At 71.3% G+C, this 21,888-nt stretch carries 14 protein-coding genes; 6 read left to right on the forward strand and 8 right to left on the reverse strand.

The window, feature by feature from the left end:
• Positions 1–89: 89 nt before the first annotated feature.
• From ACFWYS_RS24045 to ACFWYS_RS24055, 3 genes are all read right to left on the reverse strand, one after another.
• Complete coding sequence (locus ACFWYS_RS24045; protein WP_384772514.1) at positions 90–1,706, reverse strand: RICIN domain-containing protein; 1,617 nt, start codon at positions 1,704–1,706, stop codon at positions 90–92.
• Positions 1,707–2,204: 498 nt separating this feature from the next.
• On the reverse strand, positions 2,205–2,582 hold the full coding sequence (locus ACFWYS_RS24050) for a toxin Doc (RefSeq protein WP_384772517.1): 378 nt from the start codon (positions 2,580–2,582) through the stop codon (positions 2,205–2,207).
• A 3-nt stretch (positions 2,583–2,585) separates the two neighbouring features.
• Positions 2,586–2,831, reverse strand: a complete 246-nt coding sequence (locus ACFWYS_RS24055) for a hypothetical protein (RefSeq protein ID WP_351137795.1) — start codon at positions 2,829–2,831, stop codon at positions 2,586–2,588.
• A 209-nt stretch (positions 2,832–3,040) separates the two neighbouring features.
• Here ACFWYS_RS24055 and ACFWYS_RS24060 point away from each other — a divergent pair, with 209 nt between their 5' ends.
• From ACFWYS_RS24060 to fxsT, 5 genes are all read left to right on the forward strand, one after another.
• Entirely contained in the window at positions 3,041–3,979 is a 939-nt protein-coding gene (locus ACFWYS_RS24060) for a sigma-70 family RNA polymerase sigma factor (RefSeq protein WP_384772520.1), read from the forward strand.
• Positions 3,976–5,448, forward strand: coding sequence for a cytochrome bc complex cytochrome b subunit (locus tag ACFWYS_RS24065; RefSeq protein WP_384772522.1), 1,473 nt, complete (start codon positions 3,976–3,978; stop codon positions 5,446–5,448). Before ACFWYS_RS24060 ends, ACFWYS_RS24065 begins: the two co-directional genes overlap by 4 nt.
• A gap of 147 nt (positions 5,449–5,595) precedes the next feature.
• The gene (locus ACFWYS_RS24070; protein WP_384772525.1) at positions 5,596–7,062 is read left to right on the forward strand and encodes a hypothetical protein; all 1,467 of its coding nucleotides are present in this window, start codon (positions 5,596–5,598) and stop codon (positions 7,060–7,062) included.
• Positions 7,063–7,121: 59 nt separating this feature from the next.
• The gene (locus ACFWYS_RS24075) at positions 7,122–8,108 is read left to right on the forward strand and encodes a MoxR family ATPase (RefSeq protein ID WP_384772528.1); all 987 of its coding nucleotides are present in this window, start codon (positions 7,122–7,124) and stop codon (positions 8,106–8,108) included.
• On the forward strand, positions 8,105–12,007 hold the full coding sequence (gene fxsT, locus ACFWYS_RS24080; RefSeq protein WP_384772531.1) for an FxSxx-COOH system tetratricopeptide repeat protein: 3,903 nt from the start codon (positions 8,105–8,107) through the stop codon (positions 12,005–12,007). The genes ACFWYS_RS24075 and fxsT overlap by 4 nt, the downstream gene beginning before the upstream one ends.
• Here fxsT and ACFWYS_RS24085 read toward each other — a convergent pair.
• The 5 genes from ACFWYS_RS24085 to ACFWYS_RS24105 all read right to left on the reverse strand — a co-directional run bounded on the left by ACFWYS_RS24085 (position 11,950) and on the right by ACFWYS_RS24105 (position 20,916).
• Positions 11,950–13,893, reverse strand: coding sequence for an HEXXH motif domain-containing protein (locus tag ACFWYS_RS24085; protein WP_384772533.1), 1,944 nt, complete (start codon positions 13,891–13,893; stop codon positions 11,950–11,952). The two genes, fxsT and ACFWYS_RS24085, sit on opposite strands and share 58 nt — an antisense overlap.
• A 98-nt stretch (positions 13,894–13,991) precedes the next feature.
• On the reverse strand, positions 13,992–14,174 hold the full coding sequence (locus tag ACFWYS_RS24090) for a hypothetical protein (protein WP_384772535.1): 183 nt from the start codon (positions 14,172–14,174) through the stop codon (positions 13,992–13,994).
• A gap of 30 nt (positions 14,175–14,204) precedes the next feature.
• On the reverse strand, positions 14,205–15,329 hold the full coding sequence (locus tag ACFWYS_RS24095; protein ID WP_384772538.1) for a hypothetical protein: 1,125 nt from the start codon (positions 15,327–15,329) through the stop codon (positions 14,205–14,207).
• Positions 15,330–15,363: 34 nt separating this feature from the next.
• A complete protein-coding gene (locus ACFWYS_RS24100; protein WP_384772540.1) occupies positions 15,364–17,595 on the reverse strand; it encodes a glycoside hydrolase family 9 protein in 2,232 nt (743 codons plus the stop codon).
• Between the two features lie 210 nt (positions 17,596–17,805).
• Positions 17,806–20,916, reverse strand: a complete 3,111-nt coding sequence (locus ACFWYS_RS24105; RefSeq protein WP_384772543.1) for a glycoside hydrolase family 2 TIM barrel-domain containing protein — start codon at positions 20,914–20,916, stop codon at positions 17,806–17,808.
• 190 nt (positions 20,917–21,106) lie between these two features.
• On the opposite strand from ACFWYS_RS24105, the gene ACFWYS_RS24110 reads away from it, so the two are divergent.
• On the forward strand, positions 21,107–21,888 hold a 782-nt coding region (locus ACFWYS_RS24110; protein ID WP_384772546.1), incomplete at its 3' end, for a PAS domain-containing protein.

Below are 21,888 nucleotides of genomic sequence, written 5' to 3' on the forward strand. Positions count from 1 at the left end.
GGGGAACTGCGCGACCAGCCACGACGGCGCCGCTGACGACCGGCGACCATTCCCAGCACCCCACCATCCCGGCACTCCCCGCGGAGCGTCTACGCGTTCTCCTCCCCCACCCGCACAGCGCGCGCCACCGGCCTCTCACTCTCCCGGTTCGACAGCGACCCAGGACTCGCCGACGCCACCGGATCGACCGCCCAGCGCTGTGCGTCCGAGCCGTCGCGGACCTTGACCACGATGTCGGCGCCCACGTCCCCCGTGGTCGGCGCCAGGGCGAGCCGGTCGTCCCAGCGGGGCAGCAACTCGCCCTGCACGGTGAGGTCGTAACGCACGTCGTCGGCCCGCTTCCCGTGGTCGTCGGCGCACTTGCCGAGGATCACCACACCGGCGTCGGCATGCGAGTCCAGGCACAGCTCGGGATCGGCCGCGCTGCGCAGCTGGCCGTCCGTCCGGTACGACCACTGCTGGGTGTCGTCGGCCGAGCAGTCGGCCAGCTCGGTCCCGGCGCCGGCTTTCGGCTTGCCGCGGATGTCGAGGCACAGGTCGGCTTCGGCGTTGCGCAGCCTGGACTGCCAGGGTGCGGTGGGGAGTTGGGCGGTGCCCGGCGGCGACGTGGACACCGCGGGCGGCACCTGGGATCCGGTGCCGCCGCCGGTGGCGGAGGCGGCCGGGTCGACGCCGTCGTCGTCGGAGAGCAGGCCGGTGGCGAGCATGGCGGCGATCAGCCCGGCGGAGGCCAGGCCCACGCCGGTGAGCAGCGTCCGTGGGGAGCGCGGTCCGCCGGCGGGTCTGCGCACCTGCGTGGGGATGCGCGACAGCAGACGCCGGCGCCCGCCGCCGTGCCGGGCGGAGCCCCGGGCGCGGGGCCCGCCGCCCTGGGTGCGGCCCGGACGGGTGTCGAGATAGCGGCGCGCGCCCCAGCCGAGTACCGCCTCGGCGATGAGTACTCCCAACCCGCCCTCGAAATGGCTCAGTTGTTCGGCGGCGTTACGGCAGTAGCGGCACTCCGTCAGATGCTGCTGGACATCCGGCAGCAGTGCCCCGCCCCGGCGAATCGGGACGTCGAGGAGACGGTTGTAGAAGCGGCAATCCTTCGTCGGCGCGAGTTCCCGATGGGCATGTACACAACCTTCGCGGAATTTATCACGCGCTTGTTCGAGCGCGGCCGCGGCGGTAACGGTATCCATGCCCAACAGACCGGCCGGCACGGTTAGCGGCTCGGCCTCGACCTCGGTATGCCAGAGCAGGCATCGGGCAAGTCCCGGAAGCGCCTGGAATGACCGATCGGCGAGTCTGCGATTTTCGGGCGTCATCGACTTCGCCGTACGCATCCCGCGACCGCCCGCGGGTTTCGCCAGCTCCGGCAGTACATCCGCTATTCGTTCCTCGGCGGACCACTGGCGGATCGTGTCCCGGACGGCGACGAGGAGCCGGGGCCGCAGCGCTGCGGCCGGTTCGCCCAGCGCCAGACGGTCGAGGACCTGATGGAAGGCGGCGGCGGTGACCATGTCGGCGACGCCGGTCGGTGCGGCGAGACAGATCACCGCGTATTCGCGGCCCGATTGCCAGTGCCGCGCCATGAGCAGCGCGACGGACGGAGCGGCCTCACCGTCGGGGCGGCCCCGCAACCGCGCGGCGAGGCCTTCGTCGGATTCCTCGGGAACGCCTCCGGGCGGTGGGTAAGGGGGGCGAGGGGGGTGGGGGGTGGGCACTGAAGGGAATCCTTCCCACGCGCAGGTGACTCAGAAGGTCTGATCGCCGAAAAGGATGAGCGGTCTGGTGTGTACCTTTTCGGCGCGAGCGCGGGGAGCACGAATTCACCAACGACCATCCGCGCCGGTTCCCCACGGAACGAATGAGCCCCGGTTTTTTCCAACCCCCCACAGCTAGTTCACCCTTGCACAGCGCACTCATGCCAACAAGGCACTTGAGCAACATCCGCACCATTGAAAGAAAGTCAGATACGGCCGCAACTCGCCGCACCTGCGGGACCTTTCGTCATTCCATGCGCCCCGTGTGAAACACACGCACATGCCGGAGCACCACGCACGCTCCCCCGCGCACCACCGGCGTAGTCCACTGGAAGCGGCCCCTCGGAAGGCCACGCGTGGGACGGCGGCTCTCCCGCGCGCCACGGGCCGCCGACCCCGTTCCTCCCGCCCTCGGTCGGCGGCCCCGAGGGGCGGCGGGGGAACGGGGGCGGCGGGGTGTCAGATCTGCCAGGAGCGCAGCCGGTCGGCCGCGCCGTACACGTCGGCCTTGCCGGACATCAGGTCACGGGCTAGGTCGACAAGGGCGCCGTAGGGCGGGTCGATGCCGACCCCGCTGACGAACATGTAGGCCACCGCGGCCGAGCAGGCGAACCTGGCGTTGGCCGAGGGGAGCGGCTTGAGCTGGGCGAGGGTGTGCAGCAGTGCGGCGGCCCGCCAGGCCGGGTCGGAGTCGATACCCAGGCGGGGCGGATCCACGCGATGACGCGCGACGGCGGCGACCAACGCGGAGAAGTCGTTGATCGTGGGCTGGTCGGGCAGGACCTCTTCGTGCCGCTGGAGGAGCCAGGGCACGTCGATATGGATCACTGGTGCCATAGGTCAGGCAGCCCGTCCCTCGCCCTTGGCGGGCGGTTCGTCGTCGGGGAAGGCGGCCGCGAACTCGTCCGCGTGCGCCGAGAAGAACCGGCGGAACGCCTCGGCGCCCTCCTGCAGCGCACGGTGCCGGGCTATGTCGGCCGCTGCGGCCTCCCGGACGAGCGCCTTCATCGATGTACCGCGTTCCTTGGCGATCTGCCGCAGGTCCTCTAGCTCGCGGTCGCTGAACTCCACGTTGAGAGCTGGCATGCCCTCACGGTACCGCTCGGGTACTTACCCGTAAATACATGCAGGTCAAGTGTGATGCACGACGGTACCGAGAGGGTGTGGAGGGCAGTGTCGGGCACCCGGCTGCCCGCCGGGCGGACCGAGACGTGGGTCACATTCGGCCGTGGGATGTCACACTCCGGCCCACGCCGGGCCTCGCAGTAGTGAGCGCGCACTGGGAGGCCCCCGCCATGTCCGACATCCCCGTATCCGTCAGCGACGACGCGACGGCCGTCTTCGTCCAGCACCGTGAGCTGATGTTCGGCGTCGTCTACAACATGCTCGGCAGCGTCGCCGACACCGAGGACGTACTGCAGGAGACCTGGCTGTCGTGGACGGCCCGCCTCGCGGGCTCGCCGCCCGACGGGATCGCCAACCCACGGGCGTACCTCGTGCGGATCGCCGTCAACCACGCGCTGGCACGGCGGGCCGCGATCAGCCGCCGTCAGGAGACCTACGTCGGCCCGTGGCTGCCCGAGCCGCTGGTCGCGGACGGCGAGGAGACGGGCGCCGACGATCCGGCCCTGCGCACCGAGTCCGTGTCGCTGGCGATGCTGGTCGTGCTGGAGTCGCTGACTCCGCTGGAGCGGGCGGTGTTCGTGCTGCACGAGGTGTTCGGGTACCCGCACACCGAGATCGCGGAGATCATCGACCGCAGCCCGGCGGCCGTACGGCAGCTGGGGCATCGGGCCCGGGAGCATGTGCATGCGCGGCGGCCGCTGTACGCGGCGCATCCGCGGGTGCGGCGGGAGGCGACCGAGCGGTTCGTGCGGGCCGCGGTGGGCGGGGACCTCGCGGCGCTGATGGAGATCCTCGCGCCGGACGTGACGGTGTGGACGGACGCCGGCGGCAAACGCAAGCGGGCGGGGCTGCGCCCCGTGCACGGGCGGGACAAGGCGGTCCGGCTCTTCGACTCGTTCACACGCCGCGGCGGCGCGGGCGACGGCGGAGGCCACCTGGACCTGCGCTACCGGCGCGTCAACGGCGACGACGCGGCGGTGCTGTTCCAGGGCGGGGAGCCGTACGCCGTTCTGGTCCTGGACCTGACGCCGGACGGGGAGCGGGTGTCCGGCGTCTATGTGGTGAGCAACCCGGACAAGCTCACGCATGTGCGCAGGGAGGGGGCGTGAGCGCCCGGGAGGTGTCCGCGCCCGGCAGGGGTGAGCGGGTCGCGGACTGGTTCGACGGACGGCTCGGCATCCACTCGCTGGGCCGGAAGTATCTGCGCAAGGTGTTCCCGGACCACTGGTCGTTCCTGCTCGGCGAGATCTGCCTGTACAGCTTCGTCGTGCTGATCCTGACGGGCGTGTATCTCACCTTCTTCTTCCACCCGTCGATGAACGAGGTGACGTACCACGGCAGTTACCTCCCGCTGAACGGCGTGCGCATGTCCGAGGCGTACGCCTCCACGCTGGACATCAGCTTCGACGTGCGCGGCGGGCTGCTGATGCGGCAGGTGCACCACTGGGCGGCGCTGGTCTTCGTCGCCGGGATGCTCACGCACATGATGCGGCACTTCTTCACGGGGTCGTTCCGCAGGCCGAGGGAGATCAACTGGCTGTTCGGCTGGACCCTGCTGTTCCTCGGCATGTTCGAGGGGCTCTTCGGCTACTCGCTGCCGGACGACCTGCTGTCGGGGACGGGCCTGCGATTCGTGAACGGTGCGCTGCTGTCCGTCCCGGTCGTCGGCACGTATCTGTCGATGTTCCTGTTCGGTGGCGAGTTCCCGGGCCATGACATCGTGGCCCGCTTCTATTCGCTGCACGTCCTGGTGATCCCCGGCATCATGGCCGCGCTGGTCGTGGCGCACCTCCTGCTGGTCGTGTACCACAAGCACACCCAGTTCGCGGGACCCGGACGCACCGAACGCAACGTCGTGGGCGCCCCGTTCATGCCGGTGTACATGGCGAAGGCGGGCGGCTTCTTCTTCCTGGTCTTCGGCGCGCTGGCCCTGCTCGCGGCGGTGGCGTCGATCAACCCGGTCTGGTCGTACGGCCCTTACCGCGCCGACCAGGTCTCCACCGGCGCCCAGCCGGACTGGTATCTGGGCTTCGCGGAGGGGCTGGTCCGCGTCATGCCGGGCTGGGAGATCACCCTGGGGGGCCACACGCTCGTCCTCGGGGTGCTGATCCCGGTCGTGGTCTTCCCGCTGCTGCTGGTCCTCATCGGCGTGTACCCCTTCGTGGAGGCCCGGATCACCGGCGACAGGCGTGAGCACCACCTCCTCGACCGCCCCCGCAACCGGCCCGTCCGCACGGGCATCGGCGCGGCCTGGATCAGCCTCTATCTGATCCTGCTGGCGGGCGGCGGCAACGACATCGTGGCGACCCGGCTCCATCTGTCGATCAACACCGTGACCTGGACGATCCGCATCGCGGCACTGATCGTCCCGGTGGCCGTGTTCGTGATCGCCCGCCGTGTCTGCCTGGGTCTCCAACTCCGGGACAGGGAGCGGATGTTGCACGGCCGGGAGACCGGCGTGATCAAGCGGCTGCCGCACGGCGGGTATGTCGAGGTGCACGAACCGCTGGATCAGGCCCAGTTGCACACACTGACCGCGCACGAGCGGCCCGGGGAGCTCGTCGAGCACGACTCCTAGCACTCCCCTGCCCTGACTGCCGCCCCGCTGTGCCGATCCTCTTCCGTCGAGGACGGTGGCCCCTAATCTTGTGTCACAGACGTGCACAGCGAGTCGTCGGACAGGGCAAGGGAGGCGCCCCTGAGCGGGCGCCGGAGGGGGGCCTCCTTGTGCGAGGAGATCGAGGACCGGGTACGGCGGACCGCCGTGGACGTGCTGGTGGCCAGCGACAGCCTGCGGTCGCCTGAGGACCGGGAACAGTTCCTCACCCTCGTACTCGACCGGCTCAGGCGCACCGGACAGCTGCCTCGCCACACCATCCCGCGCAACCAGTACGTCTCCCTGCTGATGCTCTGCATGAAGAGCCCGCTCGACGGCCGCGGCCCGGACGGCCTTTCGTGCCTCGCATCCGTTCTGGATCTGCTGGACCCGGGCTCGGCGGAGTCCCTGCTGATGTCCCGTCTCTGCGACGAGTGGAACGCCGCGCGCACCCTGCCGGCCGAATTCACCGAGTCCTGGGATCTGCTGGAGGACTCCCTCCTGTCGCTGCGGCTCGCCGACGACGAGCGCAGGCGTCTGGTGGCCCGGGCGACCCTGTCACGATTACGCACCCTGCCCGACCACAGCATCACGGCCTGGTCCGACTTCCTCTACCTGGTGGGCCAGAACACGGCACCGGGACAGGTGCCGCCGTGGATGGCGTATCTCGACGAGGCGTCCGCGTGGATGGACGCGGCGCACCGCCAGGAGCTCCGGGCCATCAACCGGCACCGGGCCGTGCGCTGGGAGTTCGGGGACGCGCTCGACCGCCGGCGCTACGGGCGGCAGGCCGAGCGGCAGCCGGCCACGCACGACGAACATCTGGCCATCCGGATCATGCCCGCACCCTTCGACGAGGGCCACTACACCGTGTCCCACTGGTTCCACTCCGACGCGCGGGGGCCGGACTTCGAGGGGCGCCGTGACAGCCCGGTGATCCCGTTCGCCGACCTCCAGCGGACGGTCAGCGAGGTGATCTCCGAGGTGGAACGGACCGAGGGGGACCGTCCGGGACAGCTGCGGCTGGAGTTCGTGCTCCCGCTGGAACTGATCAACCTGCCCGTCGAGTCCTGGCCCCTGGACGCCACGGAGGACTCGCATCTGCTGCTCGGCATGAGCTATCCGGCGGTGGTGATCCGCAGTCTGGACCGGCTCCTGGACCAGCGCTGGCACGGCTGGTGGCGGCTGCGCTGGCAGAACCTGCGGCAGGAACCGACGGCCAGTTCCGTCTACATGAGCATCCCGAACAACAGCCCCCAGCACGCGCGCCGGGTGGTGGCCGGAATGCTGGACGAGGCGCATGTGGCGGCCGTGTTGAGCGAACCGCCCGAGGAGGGTCGGGCGCACGGCTGTCTGGAGTTCAAGACGGCGCTGCGCACCGGCTATCCGGTCGTGGTGTGGCACCGCACCAGCGAGTCCACCACCGAGTTCCGGCAGGTGCTCAGCGAGCTGTTCGCCGGTGGCTTCGCCGATCTGCTGCCACGGATCACCCGTTACCGCAGGCAGGCCGCCGCGCTCGGTCCGGGCACGGCGGAGCACCACATCGGCCGGCACCTCGCGGTGCTGTGGGACGACCCCGACCGCAAACCGCTGTGAACCGGCCCTCGACCCCGTACCGGTCGCCCGCGGCCGGTCCCCATAGGGAGGAACGGCCCATGGACTCCACGCCCGCACCCGCGTGGTGGCTCTACCGAGGCACCGGTGTGCCGCTGAGCCCGGACGAGCGCGACCGCCGCTGGCCCGCTGCACCGCCGTGGCGGGCGTACTCCGGCGGCCCCGACGAGCCACTGCCGCAGGCGCAGGACGAGGCGGGCACCAGGATCCTCGGGGCCGCGGACACACCGTGGGCCTCCGATCCCGGCGAGGTGCTGAAGGTCAACACCGCGATCCTGCTGCGCCGTCCGCTGCTGGTCGGCGGCGCCCCGGGCTCCGGCAGGTCTGCGCTCGCGTACCGGATCGCGCGGGAACTGGGCCTCGGTCCGGTGCTGCGCTGGCGAATCACCGGCGGCAGCACCCTCCGCGACGGGCTGTACGGCCCCGCGGGCGGCGGTTCGGTGCGTCTGGGCCCGCTGGGTACCGCGCTGCTGCCCCTGCGACTGCCGCGCGTCGTCCTGGTCGACGACCTCGACCGGGGCGGCTTCGACCTTCCCGACGACCTGCTGGGCGTCCTGGAGGACGGGGAGTTCACGATCCCCGAACTCCTCGGCCCTGCCGGGGCGGCGGAGACGGGCCCCCTGGTCCACACCTGCGACAGGGGCGTGACCGCAACCGTGCGCGACGCGGTCGTCCGCTGCCACGAACCACCCCTCGTCGTCGTCACGACCAGCGCCGAGCACGACCTCTCCCCGGCCTTTGTGCGGCACTGCGTGTCCCTGGATCCCGCACCCATGTCCCCGGAGCGACTGGCCGCCCTGGCTCACGCCCGGTTCCCCGCCCTTGCCGGGCAGGAGCAAGACAGACTGCTCGACCGGCTGCTCGAACTGGCGCTGCGGGAGCCGAGTTCCGGTCATGTGACCGCGCGGCTCCTGGACGCCCTGCATCTGGTGGCCGGGGGTGCCCTCGGCGCGGGCCGGGAAGGTACTGAGGATGGGGAGGCAGCCCTCGACGCCGTCTGGCGATGGGTTGCCGTGGAGGAGCCATGACGTCCTTCGACGGCCGGGACGGCCATCGCGCGCGCCAGGTCCAGCGGGCTCCCTGGGCGCAGTCCGGGCGCTGGACGGACATCGCCGATCCTCAGGGCGTGCTGAGCGCGCTGCGCGGGCTCCGCGAGGCCCCCGGGCGGCTCTCCTGGGACGCGGTCGTGGCGGTGGACACCCACCCCGGCATGGCGGTCTGGCAGGACACGGCGGCGGAGTTCACCCAGCTGCTGCGGCGTTCTCGGGTCTTCCGCCGGGTGGACCGATGCGGTCTGAGCCCACTGCCGCCGGGACACGACGTGGCGCCCCGCGGGTCACCCGGCCGGCCGGGACGCCTGCTGCTGGTGGTCACCGACGGCAACGCACCGGGCTGGCGGACCGGCCACCTGGGCCACGTCCTGCACCGGTGGGCGCAGGCCGGCGCGCTGGCCGTGGTCCACCTGCTGCCCCACCAGGCCTGGCCCGAGGCCGGGGTCCCGACCTGGCCGCTGTCGCTGCGGTCGGCGGGGCCCGGTACGCCGAACCGACAGCTCGGGACACGACCGCGGCCCCTGGGGCTCGGCACGCAGGGCGAAACGGTCGACGCAGAGCCCTGTCTTCCGATTCCCGTACTGGAGTTGGCCCAGCGCGGCCTGGCGTCCTGGGTGCATCTGGTCACGGGTCCCCGGGGGAGGTGGGTCCGGCTCCCGCTGACGTTCGCCGCCCCGCACCCGGGCGGCGCGCCGCCTGCACCCGCCCCCACGCGCACCTTCTCCGGGGCCGCCGAGCACGTCGCGTCGTTCCGCCGCGCGGTGTCCCCCGAAGTCACCGCACTGGCCACCCTGCTTGCCGCGACGCCGCTGGCGGTCCCCCTGGTGCGGCGGGTACTGACGAGCCTTCGGCCCGGGGCCCGGATCTGCGACTTCACACAGTTGCTCACCCATGGGCTGATCCACCCGGTCATCGGCCCACCGCCGCAGACCTCCCCCGCCGGGCCCCGCATCGCGTACGACTTCGAACCGGGCGTCCGGGGCGAGCTGCTGGCCGCCGGGCGGATGGAGGAACTGCTGCAGGTGATCGACCTGGTCGGCGAGGCGCTGGGCCCGTCGGGCCGCGGTCTGTGGCGGGTGCCCGGGCTGCTGGCCGACCGGGACGATGCGCCGCCGCGCCCGGTGAACGAGGAGACCCGCCTCTGGGCCGAGGCGGAGATCGCCGTACTGCATGCGCTGTCGGGCCCCCACGCCGCCCAGGCACGGGTGCTGGAACACGAGATCCTCCGGTCCGCTGCCCAGGGCTCGGACAGGGGCGTCACCCACAGCGCACCGGCACCATCCCCTTCGCACCTGCGGAAGCAGGAGGACCTGGTGAACGAGCCGAGCAACACACCGAAGCCGCGCACCGACACCACGCCCGGCAGCGAGCCGGCGCAGCGGAGCGGCACCCCTGCAGTCTGGGGCGGCGTCCCCCCGCGCAATCCCAACTTCACCGGCCGGGAGGAACTGCTGGAAGCCCTGCATCGCAGGCTGCGCAGGGAGAAGGCGACCGCCGTGCTGCCCAACGCCCTGCACGGCATGGGCGGCGTGGGCAAGTCGCTCCTGGCCGTCGAGTACCTCTACCGCCATCTCGGGGACTACGACCTCGTCTGGTGGATCTCCGCCGAGCGCACGCCGCAGATCGCCCTGTCCCTGGTCGAACTCGCCCCTCGCCTCGGGCTGGAGGCCGGACACGAGGCCACGTGGTCGGTGGCGGCCGTCCTGGAGGCGCTGCGCCGCGGCGAGCCCTACGACAAATGGCTGCTGGTCTTCGACAACGCGGACAGCCCCGAGGCTGTGCGCCCCTTTTTCCCCTCCGGCGGGCCAGGCAGCATTCTCGTCACATCGCGCAATCCGCAGTGGGCGAGCGTCGCCAAGCCGCTGGAGGTGAACGTCTTCCGGCGCGAGGAAAGCGTGGACCTGTTACGCCGGCGCGGCCCGGACATCACCGACGACGAGGCCGATCGGCTCGCCGAGGCTCTGGGCGACCTGCCGCTGGCCGTCGAGCAGGCCGCCGCCTGGCGGGCCGAGACCGGCATGCCCGCGGACGAGTACCTGCGGCTGCTGGACGAGAAGCAGGTCGACCTGCTGAGCCTCGCGGCCCCTCTCGACTACCAGCTGCCGGTCATCGCGGCCTGGAACGTCTCGCTGGACCAGCTGGAAGCGAAGAACCCCGCCGCGATGCAACTGTTGCAGTTGTGCGCCTTCTGCGCGCCCGAGTCGATCGCGCGCAACCTCTTCGCGGGACGGCCGGGCGCCACCATCACCCCCGAACTCGACCGGGTCCTGCGCGACCCGATCCGCCTCGGCCAGGCCATCCGGGAGATCGGCCGGTACTCACTGGCACGGTTCGACTTCCGCGCCAACTCCCTTCAGATGCACCGGCTCGTACAGGCGGCTCTGATCGCCCGGATGACAGAGGCCGAACAGCAGCGCCTGCGCCACGGCATCCACCTGCTGCTGTCGGCCAACGACCCCAACGACCCGCACAACGCGAATCAGTGGCAGCGCTACGGCGAGCTGTACGCGCACCTGATCGTCTCCGAGGCGGTCCGGTCCACCGACCCGTACGTGCGCACCCTGATCGTCAACGAGGTCCTGTACCTCCTGCGTTCGGGGAACTTCGACGCCGCCCTGCAACTGGCCGAATCGGCCTACGAGTCCTGGCGGCAGAACGGCGGGGAGGACGACACGAAGACGCTGGAGGTGTCCAAGTGGACGGCGGCCGTGCTGCTCAGCATGGGCCGCTACGCCGAGGCGGCCGCCGTCAACGACCGGGTGCTGCAGGCCTACCGGCGCACCGTGGGCGAGGAGCACGAGGACACACTGGACGCGCTCGGCAACGTCGCCATAGACCAGCGCGTCAAGGGTGACTTCGCGGCCGCGCTGGAGCTGGCGGAGTCGGTGCACGCGCGCTATCGGCAACTACTCGGTGAGGAGGACCCCGAGACCCTGCGAGCGGCCCACAACCTGGGCGTCAGCCTTCGGCTCGCCGGCCGTTTCGCGCGGGCCCGGGAGCTGGACGAACGGACCTGGCACAGCAAGCAGCAGCTCTACGGCCAGGACCACGTGGTGAGTCTGGTGACCTGGCTCAGTGTGATCCTCGACATCCGGGAACTGGGCGACTACCACACGGCGTTGACCCAGCAGCGCGAGCTCACCGAGCGCGCCGTCCGGCTGCTGGGTCACGTCAATCCGCTCACCCTGTCCAACCACCTGCATCTGGCGGTGGCGCTGCGCAAGGCCGGCCGGCACACGGAGGCACAGGCCACGGCCCTGCAGGCGCAGGAGGCTCTCGTCGGCCGGTACGGCGAGAACAACCCCGGGTCCATGGCGTCGGCTCTGGAGCTGTCGATCGATCTGAGGCACTCCGGCGACCTGGCCACCGCGCGGGAGCTGGGCGAGCGCATCAAGGCGAAGTACGCCGAGACGTACGGCCCCACGCATCCGCACACGCTGTCGGCCGGGATCGACCTCGCGGTCACGCACCGGCGCCTCGGCGACGCCGAAGCCGCGCGCGCCGTGGACGAGCGGGCGCTGCGGGACCTGTGCCGGATCCTCGGCGAGCGTCACCCCTCGTCACTGGTGTGCGCGATGAACCTGGCCAGCGATCTGTTCGCGCTCGGCGAGTTCGCTGCCGCACGGGAGCTGGACGAGCGGACCCTGATGCTGTCCACCGACGTGCTCGGGGCGGACCACCCCTCCACCCTGGCCTGCGCCGCCAACCTCCCGCTGGATCTGCGTGCGCTGGGCGAGCACGAGGAGGCGGAGCGGCTGCACAGCGCGACGGCGGAGCGGCTCAACCGGGTACTCGGGGCGGACCATCCCGCCGTGCGTCAGGCCATGGACTGGGAGCACCGCGCGGACTGTGACATCGACCCGCTGCCCTTGTGAGCGCCGGTGGACGAGCCGTCGCCGTCCCAGGCGCGGGCCAGCCAGCCGGCCAGTTCGGCCGGGGGCGGGGTCTGCCCCGAGCTCCGGTTGACGGCCAGGGAGACGGCGCGCAGCAGTTCCGGTCGCTGCGCGAGAGCGGGGTGACCGAGGAGCAGCCCGAGTCCGCCCCAGGAGGCGGGCCGTTGTGTCTCCTCGGCGTACAGCGCCGCGGCCCTGGTCCGGTCGCCCACGACGTAGGCCACGTCTGCCGGGGTGACGCCGTTCGGCAGCGGTCCGCCGTCCCGCGCCGCGGCGAAGGCGTGCGGGTCGGCGATCCTCAGTCGGACGAGGTGCGCGAAGGCATCCAGACGGCAGCCCGCGGGATCCGTGACGACGCTCCCGCCCTCCTCGGCCACGACCAGCGGTGGCCGCGTGCCGCGCAGCCAGGAGTCCGTGGCCGCGCGCACGGTCGTCTCGTCGGGCGACACGTGGTGGGCGCGCCAGGCGGCACGTTGGTGGGCGGCTGCCTGCTCGGCGAGCAGCAGCGACGTCTCGGGCACCGGGTCGGCGTCCCAGGAACGGATGTCCGCGAGCAGGGCGAGCACCAGCCTGCGGCCGGTCGGTGTCAGCGCCGGGTGGGTGCGCAGGGTTTCCAGGGTGGCGCGCGACTCACGCCGCCACAGCGCGAACTCGAAGCGGGCGCGTTCGCGTGCGCTACCGCTGTCGCGGGCGCTGCGGGCCCGCCAGAAGCGGGCGACGCCGGAGAACGCGAAGGCTCCGTGCAGGACCCCGGTCAGTGGCCTGGGGTCGTCCCGCCACGGCGCGTGGAAGAGGTCGGAGGATTCATCGGCCAGCGGTGTCAGGTGCATGAGGCCGTTGAGCAGGGTGTGGCGGAACTCGTGGACCAGGGTGACCGCGAGTTCCACGGTGACCTCGTCGTCGGCCAGTCGGGCATCCGGCGCGGAGAGGGTCACGCATCCGAACGCCTCGGAGGCGGAGGCGCTGCGTGGCCGGAAGCGCTCCCCGGTCGGCAGCGGCACGAGCGAGAACAGGCCGGCCGCGAGGGCCTCGGCGCTCTCACGGTGGTCCTCGACCAGTTGCGTCCACGCACGGTCGAGAGCGCTGTGCCAGTGCCGTAGCTGTGCCTCGTCGAGCCGGTCGGGCCCGGTGGTACCGGCGATCACCGGGTATCGGGCCTGATCGTCGACGGTTAGGTTGAGAGTGAGGCCCCGATGGCTGAGGGACAGCCGACGCGTGCCCGACCAGCCCGGCGCGTCCCGGGTGGCATCCGTCGGCACGTCCACGCCGGACCCGCCGTCCCGCAGGTCACGGATCCGAGCCGTCCCGCCCTGCGCGCTCACCTCGGCCACACCCCATGGCTCGGCGGCGGCCAACTGCGCCTCGCCCAGGCACGGGAGGAGAACGGCACCGTCGCGCGCCGGGACGATGATCCGGCAGCCGACACCGGCGAGTACGGCGCCGGCCGCGGCCAGGGCGTGCAACTGGCCCACGTCGGACCACAGGGGCGCGTCACCGTCCTCCGAGCCGCGCAGTCGGCGCAGCGTATGAGCCGCCCACAGCCCGGTCTGCGGGTCCATCAGCAGCCGGTGCACCGTCTGTGGGCTCCGGCGCTGGGCCCGCGCGAGCAGGTCCCATGCCTCGCGCGCCGACGCGAGGGCGCCGACCGCGGCCGGGCGGGCGGAGACCTCGTCCACCAGCACACGTAACAGCAGAAGACGGCGGCTGTACTCGGCGTCGAGGAGTGCGTGCGTCGCGGGGAGCGATTCCCCGGTGGAGCAGAGCATGGCGAAGGAGTCGTCGTCGAGTCGGTGATGCCGCAGAGCAGGGTCGGGCGTGGTCTGCCCGGAGCGCTCGGGTTCCTCCGCGGCTTCACATGACCTGCGCACGAACACTTCCTCACCCACGGTGTCCACAGCCTCGGATCGGTCGGATCCGACGTGGAGCGCACACTACCGGCCGGGACTGGAGGTGAGTCGGATCTCGGTCAACTGGGCTCGCTGCCGCCCCGGGTGCTGAACGGCCGGTCGACGCTGGTGAGCAGCATGTCCACCGCGGGCCGCAGCGCGGCATGGCCGACTTGGGGAAGCTCGTCCAGCGAAAGGTGGGACAGCCGGGGCAGCCAGGACTGGACGCTCGCGGACTCCGCCGCTTCACAGGACTCGCACATGGGCCCCGATCGTAAGGGACGCGGGACGACTCACACAGGCGTCTGGGTGATCAGCCGGTGTGTCCGCTCCGCCTCCGGGCTGCCTGCCGCACACAGCAGCACCGCCTCCGCCAACTCCTGGAGAGCCCCCGGCCGCCGCGCGCAGGTACGCAAGATGCTGATCGTGTCCAGCCGCGGTCGGCTGTGCCGGGGAATGGCGGCCCGCACGCCGATCCTCAGCAGGCCCAGGATCTCCTCCCGGCCGTGGGGGTCGATGAATTCGTCGACCGACAGCAGGGCGTCCGTCAGAGTGCGGAGCACATCCGGGGTGAGGTCGGTGTGGTCGGGGCTCGCGCCGTCGGGGTGGCCGCGGGAGAGGAGCTGGCCCTCGTCCCCGTCCCAGGTGCGGGACCACACGTACGTGGGTGTCTGCTGCGGCATCCCCTCCGCACGCAACCGGGTGAAGCGGTCGCGCAGGCGGTCCATCAGGGCGCCGGGGTCCGGGGGCCAGTCGGCGCCGAGGGCCGTGTCGTCGGCGAGGGCGGCCAGTGCCTCACGGCTGAACAGGCCGGTCCGGGAGTGTGTCAGGTTGGCTGCGGCCTCACCCGGGCGGACGGCGAACAGGACCGCCTGATTGCGCGCGGTCACGGGGCTCGCGGCCCCGTAGTCCTCGTGCGGGAGCGCGCGCCGCGTGCGCCACGGGTCGCGCAGGCTCTGGCAGGCATCGACGAGCCAGATCTGGCGGGGGTGGGCGGGGACGGAACGGTAGTAGGTCAGGAGCGCGTCGAAGTCCAGGTTGAGGAGGTCCTGCGCGGTGGCGTCCGCGTGGACGAGCCTGCGCCGCCCCTCGGCGTCCACCACTCCGTGTCCGCCCCACACCACCCACAGCAGTTCGCTCTGCTGAGCCGTGACGGTCCTGAGCAGCGTGCGGTGCACGGTGGCGCGGTCGGCGGGCAGGACCTGGTACGGCAGATCGCGCACCGTCGTGGGGTGCTCGGACAGCAGCGCCGTGATCCGCTCGGGCGGCACACCCCGGGACATGAACCACTGCGCGAACCGCAGCGCGTCGGCCACCGGTCCGTCGAGATCCCACGCCGGGCCCGCCTCGTAGTGGTCGATTCCCACGACGACGACGGTGGTGCGGCTCGGATCCACCTGCTGCTGCGGTGAGTTCATCCCTTCAGTGTGCCGCCCGGGCGGTCTCAGCGGGTCATCCCTGGTCCGCCACGAACGACGCCATCCGGGTCAGCGCCGAGTTCCAGTTGATGGTGTGCTCGTTCGTCGACCAGGACTGGATGTCGTCGATGTAGCAGAACTGACCGACGCAGCCCTTGAGTTTGCTCTGTGCGTAGGGGTCCTGGATGCCGGAGTTCGGTCCGCCCGCCAGCGTGCCGGCCGGCGGGTTGGGCTGGCTCGCATCGAGCTGGTGGGCGTACCAACGGGCGTGCTGGTTGTGGGAGTTGACCTCGCCGTAGCCGGTCACGTACGAGATGTTCAGCGCGTTGCGCCCGAAGAGGTAGTCCATGCTCTGCACCGCTGCGTCACGGTATTTCGAGGCGCCCGTGATGTCGTACGCGGTGGCGATGACGACGGCGTTGTGCAGGATCTGGTGGTTGGAGCCCCAGTCGTAGAGGTTGCCGGCCGGGGCATAGGGCATGCCGTACGCCTGTGACTTCAGGGTGCCCAGATAGCCGTCCGCACCCTTGATCACCGACTGGCGCACCTTGTCCCGGCCGGGCAGCGCGCTCGGCACGGTCGCCAGGTCCAGCCGGGCCGCCGCCGCGGTCCTGGCCCAGTCGTAGCCGAGGGAGCCGAAGACGTCCGCGGTGTGGACGGGCGAGTTGAGGACGTGATCCGCGAACTCCCGCTCCCCCGTGGTGAGATACAGCTCGGCCGCGGCCCAGTAGAACTCGTCGGTGACGTTGTTGTCGGCGTAGGTGCCGCCGCCGACGCCGTCGCTCTCGGAGGCGTACCGGTCGGGGTGCGCGAGCGCCGCCGACCAGGCCTTGCGCGCGGCTGCCAGCGTCTTCGCCGCGAACTCCTTGTCGTATGCCTTGTACAGGCGCGCCGCCTGCGCGGCGGTCGCCGCCAGGTTGAGGGTCGCCGCGGTGGACGGCGGATGCAGCTCGCGCTTTTGCGGGTCGTCGCTCGGCAGCAGCGGCAGGCCCGTCCACTGCTCGTCGTGGATCTTGTGGTGCGCCATGCCGGCCAGTGGCTGCCCCGCGGGCACCTGCATCTTCAGCAGGAACTCCAGCTCCCAGCGGACCTCGTCCAGGATGTCCGGCACCTTGTTGCCGCTCTCCGGGATGGCGAGCGTGCCGTCGCGCAGCTTCCCCGGCTCCCCGGTGCGGGCCAGCAGTTCGCGCTCGTAGGTGCTCAGCAGTTCCCACACGGAGATGCCGCCGTTGACGACGTACTTGCCGTGGTCGCCCGCGTCGTACCAGCCGCCGGTGACATCGAGCTTGTAGTCGCACACGCCCGGCTGGCAGGGCACCGCGCCGTCGCCCTGGTTGGGTGCCACGCCGACATGTCCGGCGGGGCGGGCATAGCCCGGGCGCAGGTCGTCGCGGATCGCGATGCCGCTGCGCTGTGTGTAGTAGTACTTCACGGCGTCCAGGCGCAGCCGCTCATAGGCGGCCGTCCCGATGTCGAACGGGCGGCTCGCGTCCCCGTCGGCGACCAGCGTGAAGTCCTTGCCCTGCCTGCGGTAGGCGCCGAAGTCGATGGAGTGGACGTTCTGCGCGGAGGAGACGTCGGTGCCGCGCGGCACGGTCCAGCCGTGGGCGACCACGGTCCCGGACGCGTCCTTCAGCTGCCAGGGCAGCTTCTCGGTGGCGGCGGTGACCAGCGTGGCGTTCTTGGGTCCGGTGGGCAGATAGGCGACCTGGTTCACGCGTACGCGCGGCCCGGTGTCGGGTTGGTAGACGTCCGGCGGGACGCCGCCCAGCAGGGAGGCGTTGTCCATGCAGAAGCGCCACGCGTCCGCACTGCCGCCGACCTGGAAGGCGACCTGGCCCTGCGGGGTGTCGACGGGTGAGGTGAAGGTGTACGCGTAGGAGTTCCCGGAGACGCTGAGCTCGGGCGTCACCTCGAAATAGGTGTCGTACGGCGCCGCCGAGAGCCCGACGATCGCCCGCACGGCATGACCCTCGGGCGAGCCGTTCGCGGTGAAGGAGAAGCGGTACGACTCGCCCTTCACCAGGGTGATGTCGTTCTGGCCGACTGCGGCGTCCCAGCGGTCGGCGGTGCCGCCGGGTACGTCGGCGCAGAGCTGTCCGCCGGACAGGCCCGCGGTGACGTTGCTCGTCGTCCACCATGGTGCGGTGGTGGTGTCGAAGGTGCCGTTCTTGAGCTGCTCGACCTCTTCGGCGGTGGCCGGTGCGGTGAGGCCTACGGCCAGTAGGGCCGTCAGGGTCAGCAGGGTGGCTCTGCGTCGTTTCACGTCTGGGCTCCTCGGGTGAGGTGCGGGTGACGCTCCCGGCGTGGGAGCGCTCCCAGATGCGGACGCAGTCCATGCTTGTTGGCGACATGACAGTCCGTCAACGGTCCGGACGGGCTGCTTTGGTCTGCGGCGCCGTTGTGGCTGGTCGCGCAGTTCCCCGCGCCCCTGAAAGGGGCGCTGTTGAGCCCGGTGTCCGGACCGTGACGTGGGTCAGGCTGTAGGTATCTCCAGCTTGCTGATCCGTACCGCTCCTCGCGCCTCCCCCGGATGAGCGCTGGTCAGGGTGAGTCGTAGACGGGAGCCGCGTACCGCGTCGAAGGTGATGATGCTGGGCGCGTCCGAGTCGGTGGCCCACTCGACGGCCGCTCCCTCGACCGGCACATACCGGCGGCCGTCCCACACCTCGACCGCGACCGACACCGGCCGCGTGTGCGTGGCGTCCAGCGTGAAGTTGACCTCCACCCGGTCGAAGGTGCGGGCCCGCCCGAAGTCGACGGACACCCAGTCCTGCGCCCGGGCCCCGTCGACGGCGGGCAGCAGGGCCGTGGCCGCCTTGACGAAACCGTTGGACCAGCCGGTGGCCGGGTCGCCGTCGAGCATGGCCGCCGGGAGGGTGTCGGGCCGCCCGGAGTAACTGGCGTCCGCGAGCGGGTAGTTGGAGGGTGCCGGGTGGTCGGGCTCGAAGTCCGTGGGCGGCGTGAGCGCGGCGGACCCCGCGTGGGTCGTCCGCACGGTCACGCCGCCCGTCCGCAGGCCTTCGGCCCGTGCCGTCACCTTCAAGGTGCCCGCCTTCGTGCCGGACCGTACGATCGCCAGGGCCTTGCCGTGGAAGGCGGTGCGGGTACTGGCCTGGTAGCGCTCGGCGCTCTCCTCCCGCCCGTTGTCGAGCCCGGCGAGTGAGCCGCCCGTCACCTCGAAAGAGATCAGGTCCTCGGCGTCGGGTACCACGACACCCCTCGCGTCGACGACCTCGGCGATCACGAAGACCAGTGAACGGCCGTCGGCGGCAAGGGACTTGCGGTCGGCGGTCAGCCGGACGGCGTTCGGCGCACCGGCCGTGCGCAGTACGTCGGCGGCGACCGCTTTGCCGCCCCGGCGGGCCACGGCCTTCAACTCCCCTGCCCTGTACGGCACTTTCCAGGTGAGGTGGAGTTTGCCCGCGCTGCCGCCCGGGCTGGTGTAGCTGCCGGGGTAGGGGCCGTCGGTGAAGGTCTTGTCGTCGCCGGTCGCCTCGGTGGTCTCCAGGTAGGCCCGGCCGTCGACGGTCTTCTTGGTGTCGAACGTGCGCGTGCCCAGCGACTTGCCGTTGAGGAACAGCTCGACGGTGTCGACGTTGGAGTACGCCCACACCTCGACCGTGTCGCCGTCGGCGTGGTTCCAGGTCATGGGGAGCAGATGAACCATCGGTTCCTCGACCCACTGGCTCTGGAACAGGTAGTACATGTCCTTCGGGAAGCCGGCCGTGTCGACCGCGCCGAAGAAGGACGCCTTCACCGGGAAGACGTCGTACGGCGTCGGCTCGCCGATGTAGTCGATGCCCGACCACAGGAACTGCCCGGCGAACCACTTGCGGTCCCGGTCCTTCTTGTGCCCGTACTCGCCGCTCATGGTCCAGGAGGCGAGGTTGTTGTCGTACGACGAGGTGGCCCGTCGGCCCGGCGTGTGGTTCTCGCCGGTGTTGAGGCGTTCGGGCTCCTGGTACGCGCCGCGCGTGGACGTCTCGGAGGACGACTCGGACTCGAAGAGGAACAGGTGGGGGTAGCGGGCGTGCAGGGCGTCCACCGACTTGGCGGTGTTGTAGTTGAGGCCGAGGCCGTCGAGCTTGGCCAGGATCAGATCGCCCGGTGTGCCCGGGGCGGGGACGCTGCGGTGGCGGTGGGAGCCGATCACGACCGGGCGGGTGTCGTCGCAGGCCTTGATGGCGGCGATGAGCCGGTCCGCCATGGCGAGGCCTGAGGTGGCGGTGAACTCGGAGATCTCGTTGCCGATCGACCACACCAGGACGGCGGGCGAGTTGCGGGCCGCCAGCACCATCTCGGTGATGTCCTTGTCGGCCCACTCGTCGAAGAACCGCCCGTAGTCGTAGCGCGTCTTGGGCGAGCGCCAGCAGTCGAACGCCTCCACCAGCATCACGATGCCCATCTCCTCGCAGACCCGGATCATCTCCGGCGAGGGCGGGTTGTGGGAGGTACGGAAGGCGTTGACGCCCATCGACTTCATGATGGTCATCTGCCGCCGGATCGCGTCGACGCTGACGGCGGCACCCAGCGCGCCCAGGTCGTGGTGCAGGTCGACGCCCTTGATCTTGCTGTGGGTGCCGTTGAGGTGGAAGCCCTCGTCCGGGTCGAAGCGGAAGGTGCGGAAGCCGAAGGTGGTGCGGTAGGTGTCGGTGGTGGTGCCGCCGACGCGCAGTTCGGTGTTCAGGGTGTAGCGGTGGTGCGGGGTCTCGAAGTCCCACAACTTCGGGTCGGGGACCACGAGTTCATGGGTCGCCGTCGCCTTGTCGGTGACGGCGATCGTGGAGGACGTACGGGCGACGGTACGGCCCCCGGGGTCGACGACCCGGGAGACGATCTCGACGTCCGTGCCGGCGGCGGAGGCGTTCACCACCGAGGTCCGCACCCGTACGGTGCCCCGCTCCTCGGTGATCTCGGGCGTGGTGACGTATGTGCCCCAGCGCTCCACGTGCACCGGTTCGGTGACGACGAGGCGGGCCTCGCGGTAGATGCCGCTGCCGGAGTACCAGCGGCTGCTGGGCAGCCGGTTCTGCACCTTGACCGCGAGGACGTTCTCGGTGCTGCCGTCGGTGTGCACCAGGCCGGTGAGGTCGAAGGCGAAGCCGGTGTAGCCGTAGGGGTGGCGGCCGGCCTCCTCTCCGTTGCAGTAGACGTACGAGTCCATGTAGACGCCGTCGAACTCCACCGATATCCGCTTCGCCGCGAGGGCGGGCGGCAGGGTGAAGGCGAGGCGGTACCAGCCGAGGCCGCCGGGGAAGAAGCCGGTGCCGCTGGTGGTGCCGTGCTCGGTGGTCGGGGCGAACTCGATGCTCCAGTCGTGCGGCACCGCGACCTCGCGCCAGTCCGAGTCGTCGTAGCCGGGCTCGGCGGCGTCGGCGTACTCGCCGGTCGGGTCGGTGATGCCACCCGGGTTGACCAGGGCGAAGCGCCAGCCGTCGCGCAGCGCGACCGTGCGGCGGCCGGACGCGGCACCGGCGAGTTCCGTGGCGGCCTGTGCGGCCTGTGCTGTCGATGCGCTCAGCAGCGCTCCGGCCGCCGGAGCGGCCGTGGAGGCGACGAGTAACGATCTCCGAGTGACTGTCATGGCGGCTCTCCCTCATCAGGGCCCAGAAGTACTCACAACTGATCGCGAACGAACAGATTCTGACGGAGTGACACGCGGAGGAGTCAAGGGTGCGCACGAGGGTTCCGGTACGGGCGGGGCGCCGAAGCACTAGGCTGGAGCCCAAGTCACACGCTTGATCACCGTGAGTGTGCGCGATGGAGTGGCGACCATGAGCCCGGAGTATCCGTTCGACGAGGCCGCGACGGCCCGGGCGGTCATCGATGACAGCGGCGTGCTCGTCGAGTGGAACGCGGGGGCCGAGCGGCTGCTGGGCCACCGCGCCACCGACGTCCTGGGGCACCCGGCCGCGAATCTGCTGGCCGACGAGGAGTACGGCCGCCCCGGCGCCCCGCGGGGCGAGCGCTGGGACGGCGTCCTCAGCCTGCGCCACCGCGACGGCGGCACCGTGTCCGTATGGCTGCTCGCCCACCGGGTACGGGCGAGGGACGACGGGCCCGACCGCTGGCTCGTGGTCACGCCGGTCGAGGGAGACGGCCCCCGGGTGCCCGGCGACCCGCTGGACAACGTCGCGCTGCTCGACTCTCCCTGCGCCATCGCCATCTACGACGAACGGCTCCGGCTGCGCCGGATCAACGCCGTCATGGCCGAGGTCCTCAGCCTCGCCGAGGAGAACATCCGGGGGCTGCGGGCGCCGGAACTGAGCGGCAGGGCCCAGAGCCACGACATCGAGCGGCAGCTCCTGCGCGTGCTGACCACGGGCCGGGGCACCGACGTACGGACGTACATCCCGGTCGGCGGCGACCGGACGTACACCTGGCTGGCCCGGATGGCCCCGATCACCGACGCCAAGGGGCGGGGGGGGGGGGGGGGCGAAACCGGTGGTGCGGGGCGGGGTCGCCCGGGGCGGGCGGGGGCGGGGGGGCGGCGCGAGGGGGGGGGGAGCGTGGGGGGCGGGACGATGGAGGCGAGTGGCCCGAGCGAACCCCAGAC

Source organism: Streptomyces sp. NPDC059010 (assembly GCF_042740355.1).
In the GTDB taxonomy this organism is placed as follows: domain Bacteria; phylum Actinomycetota; class Actinomycetes; order Streptomycetales; family Streptomycetaceae; genus Streptomyces.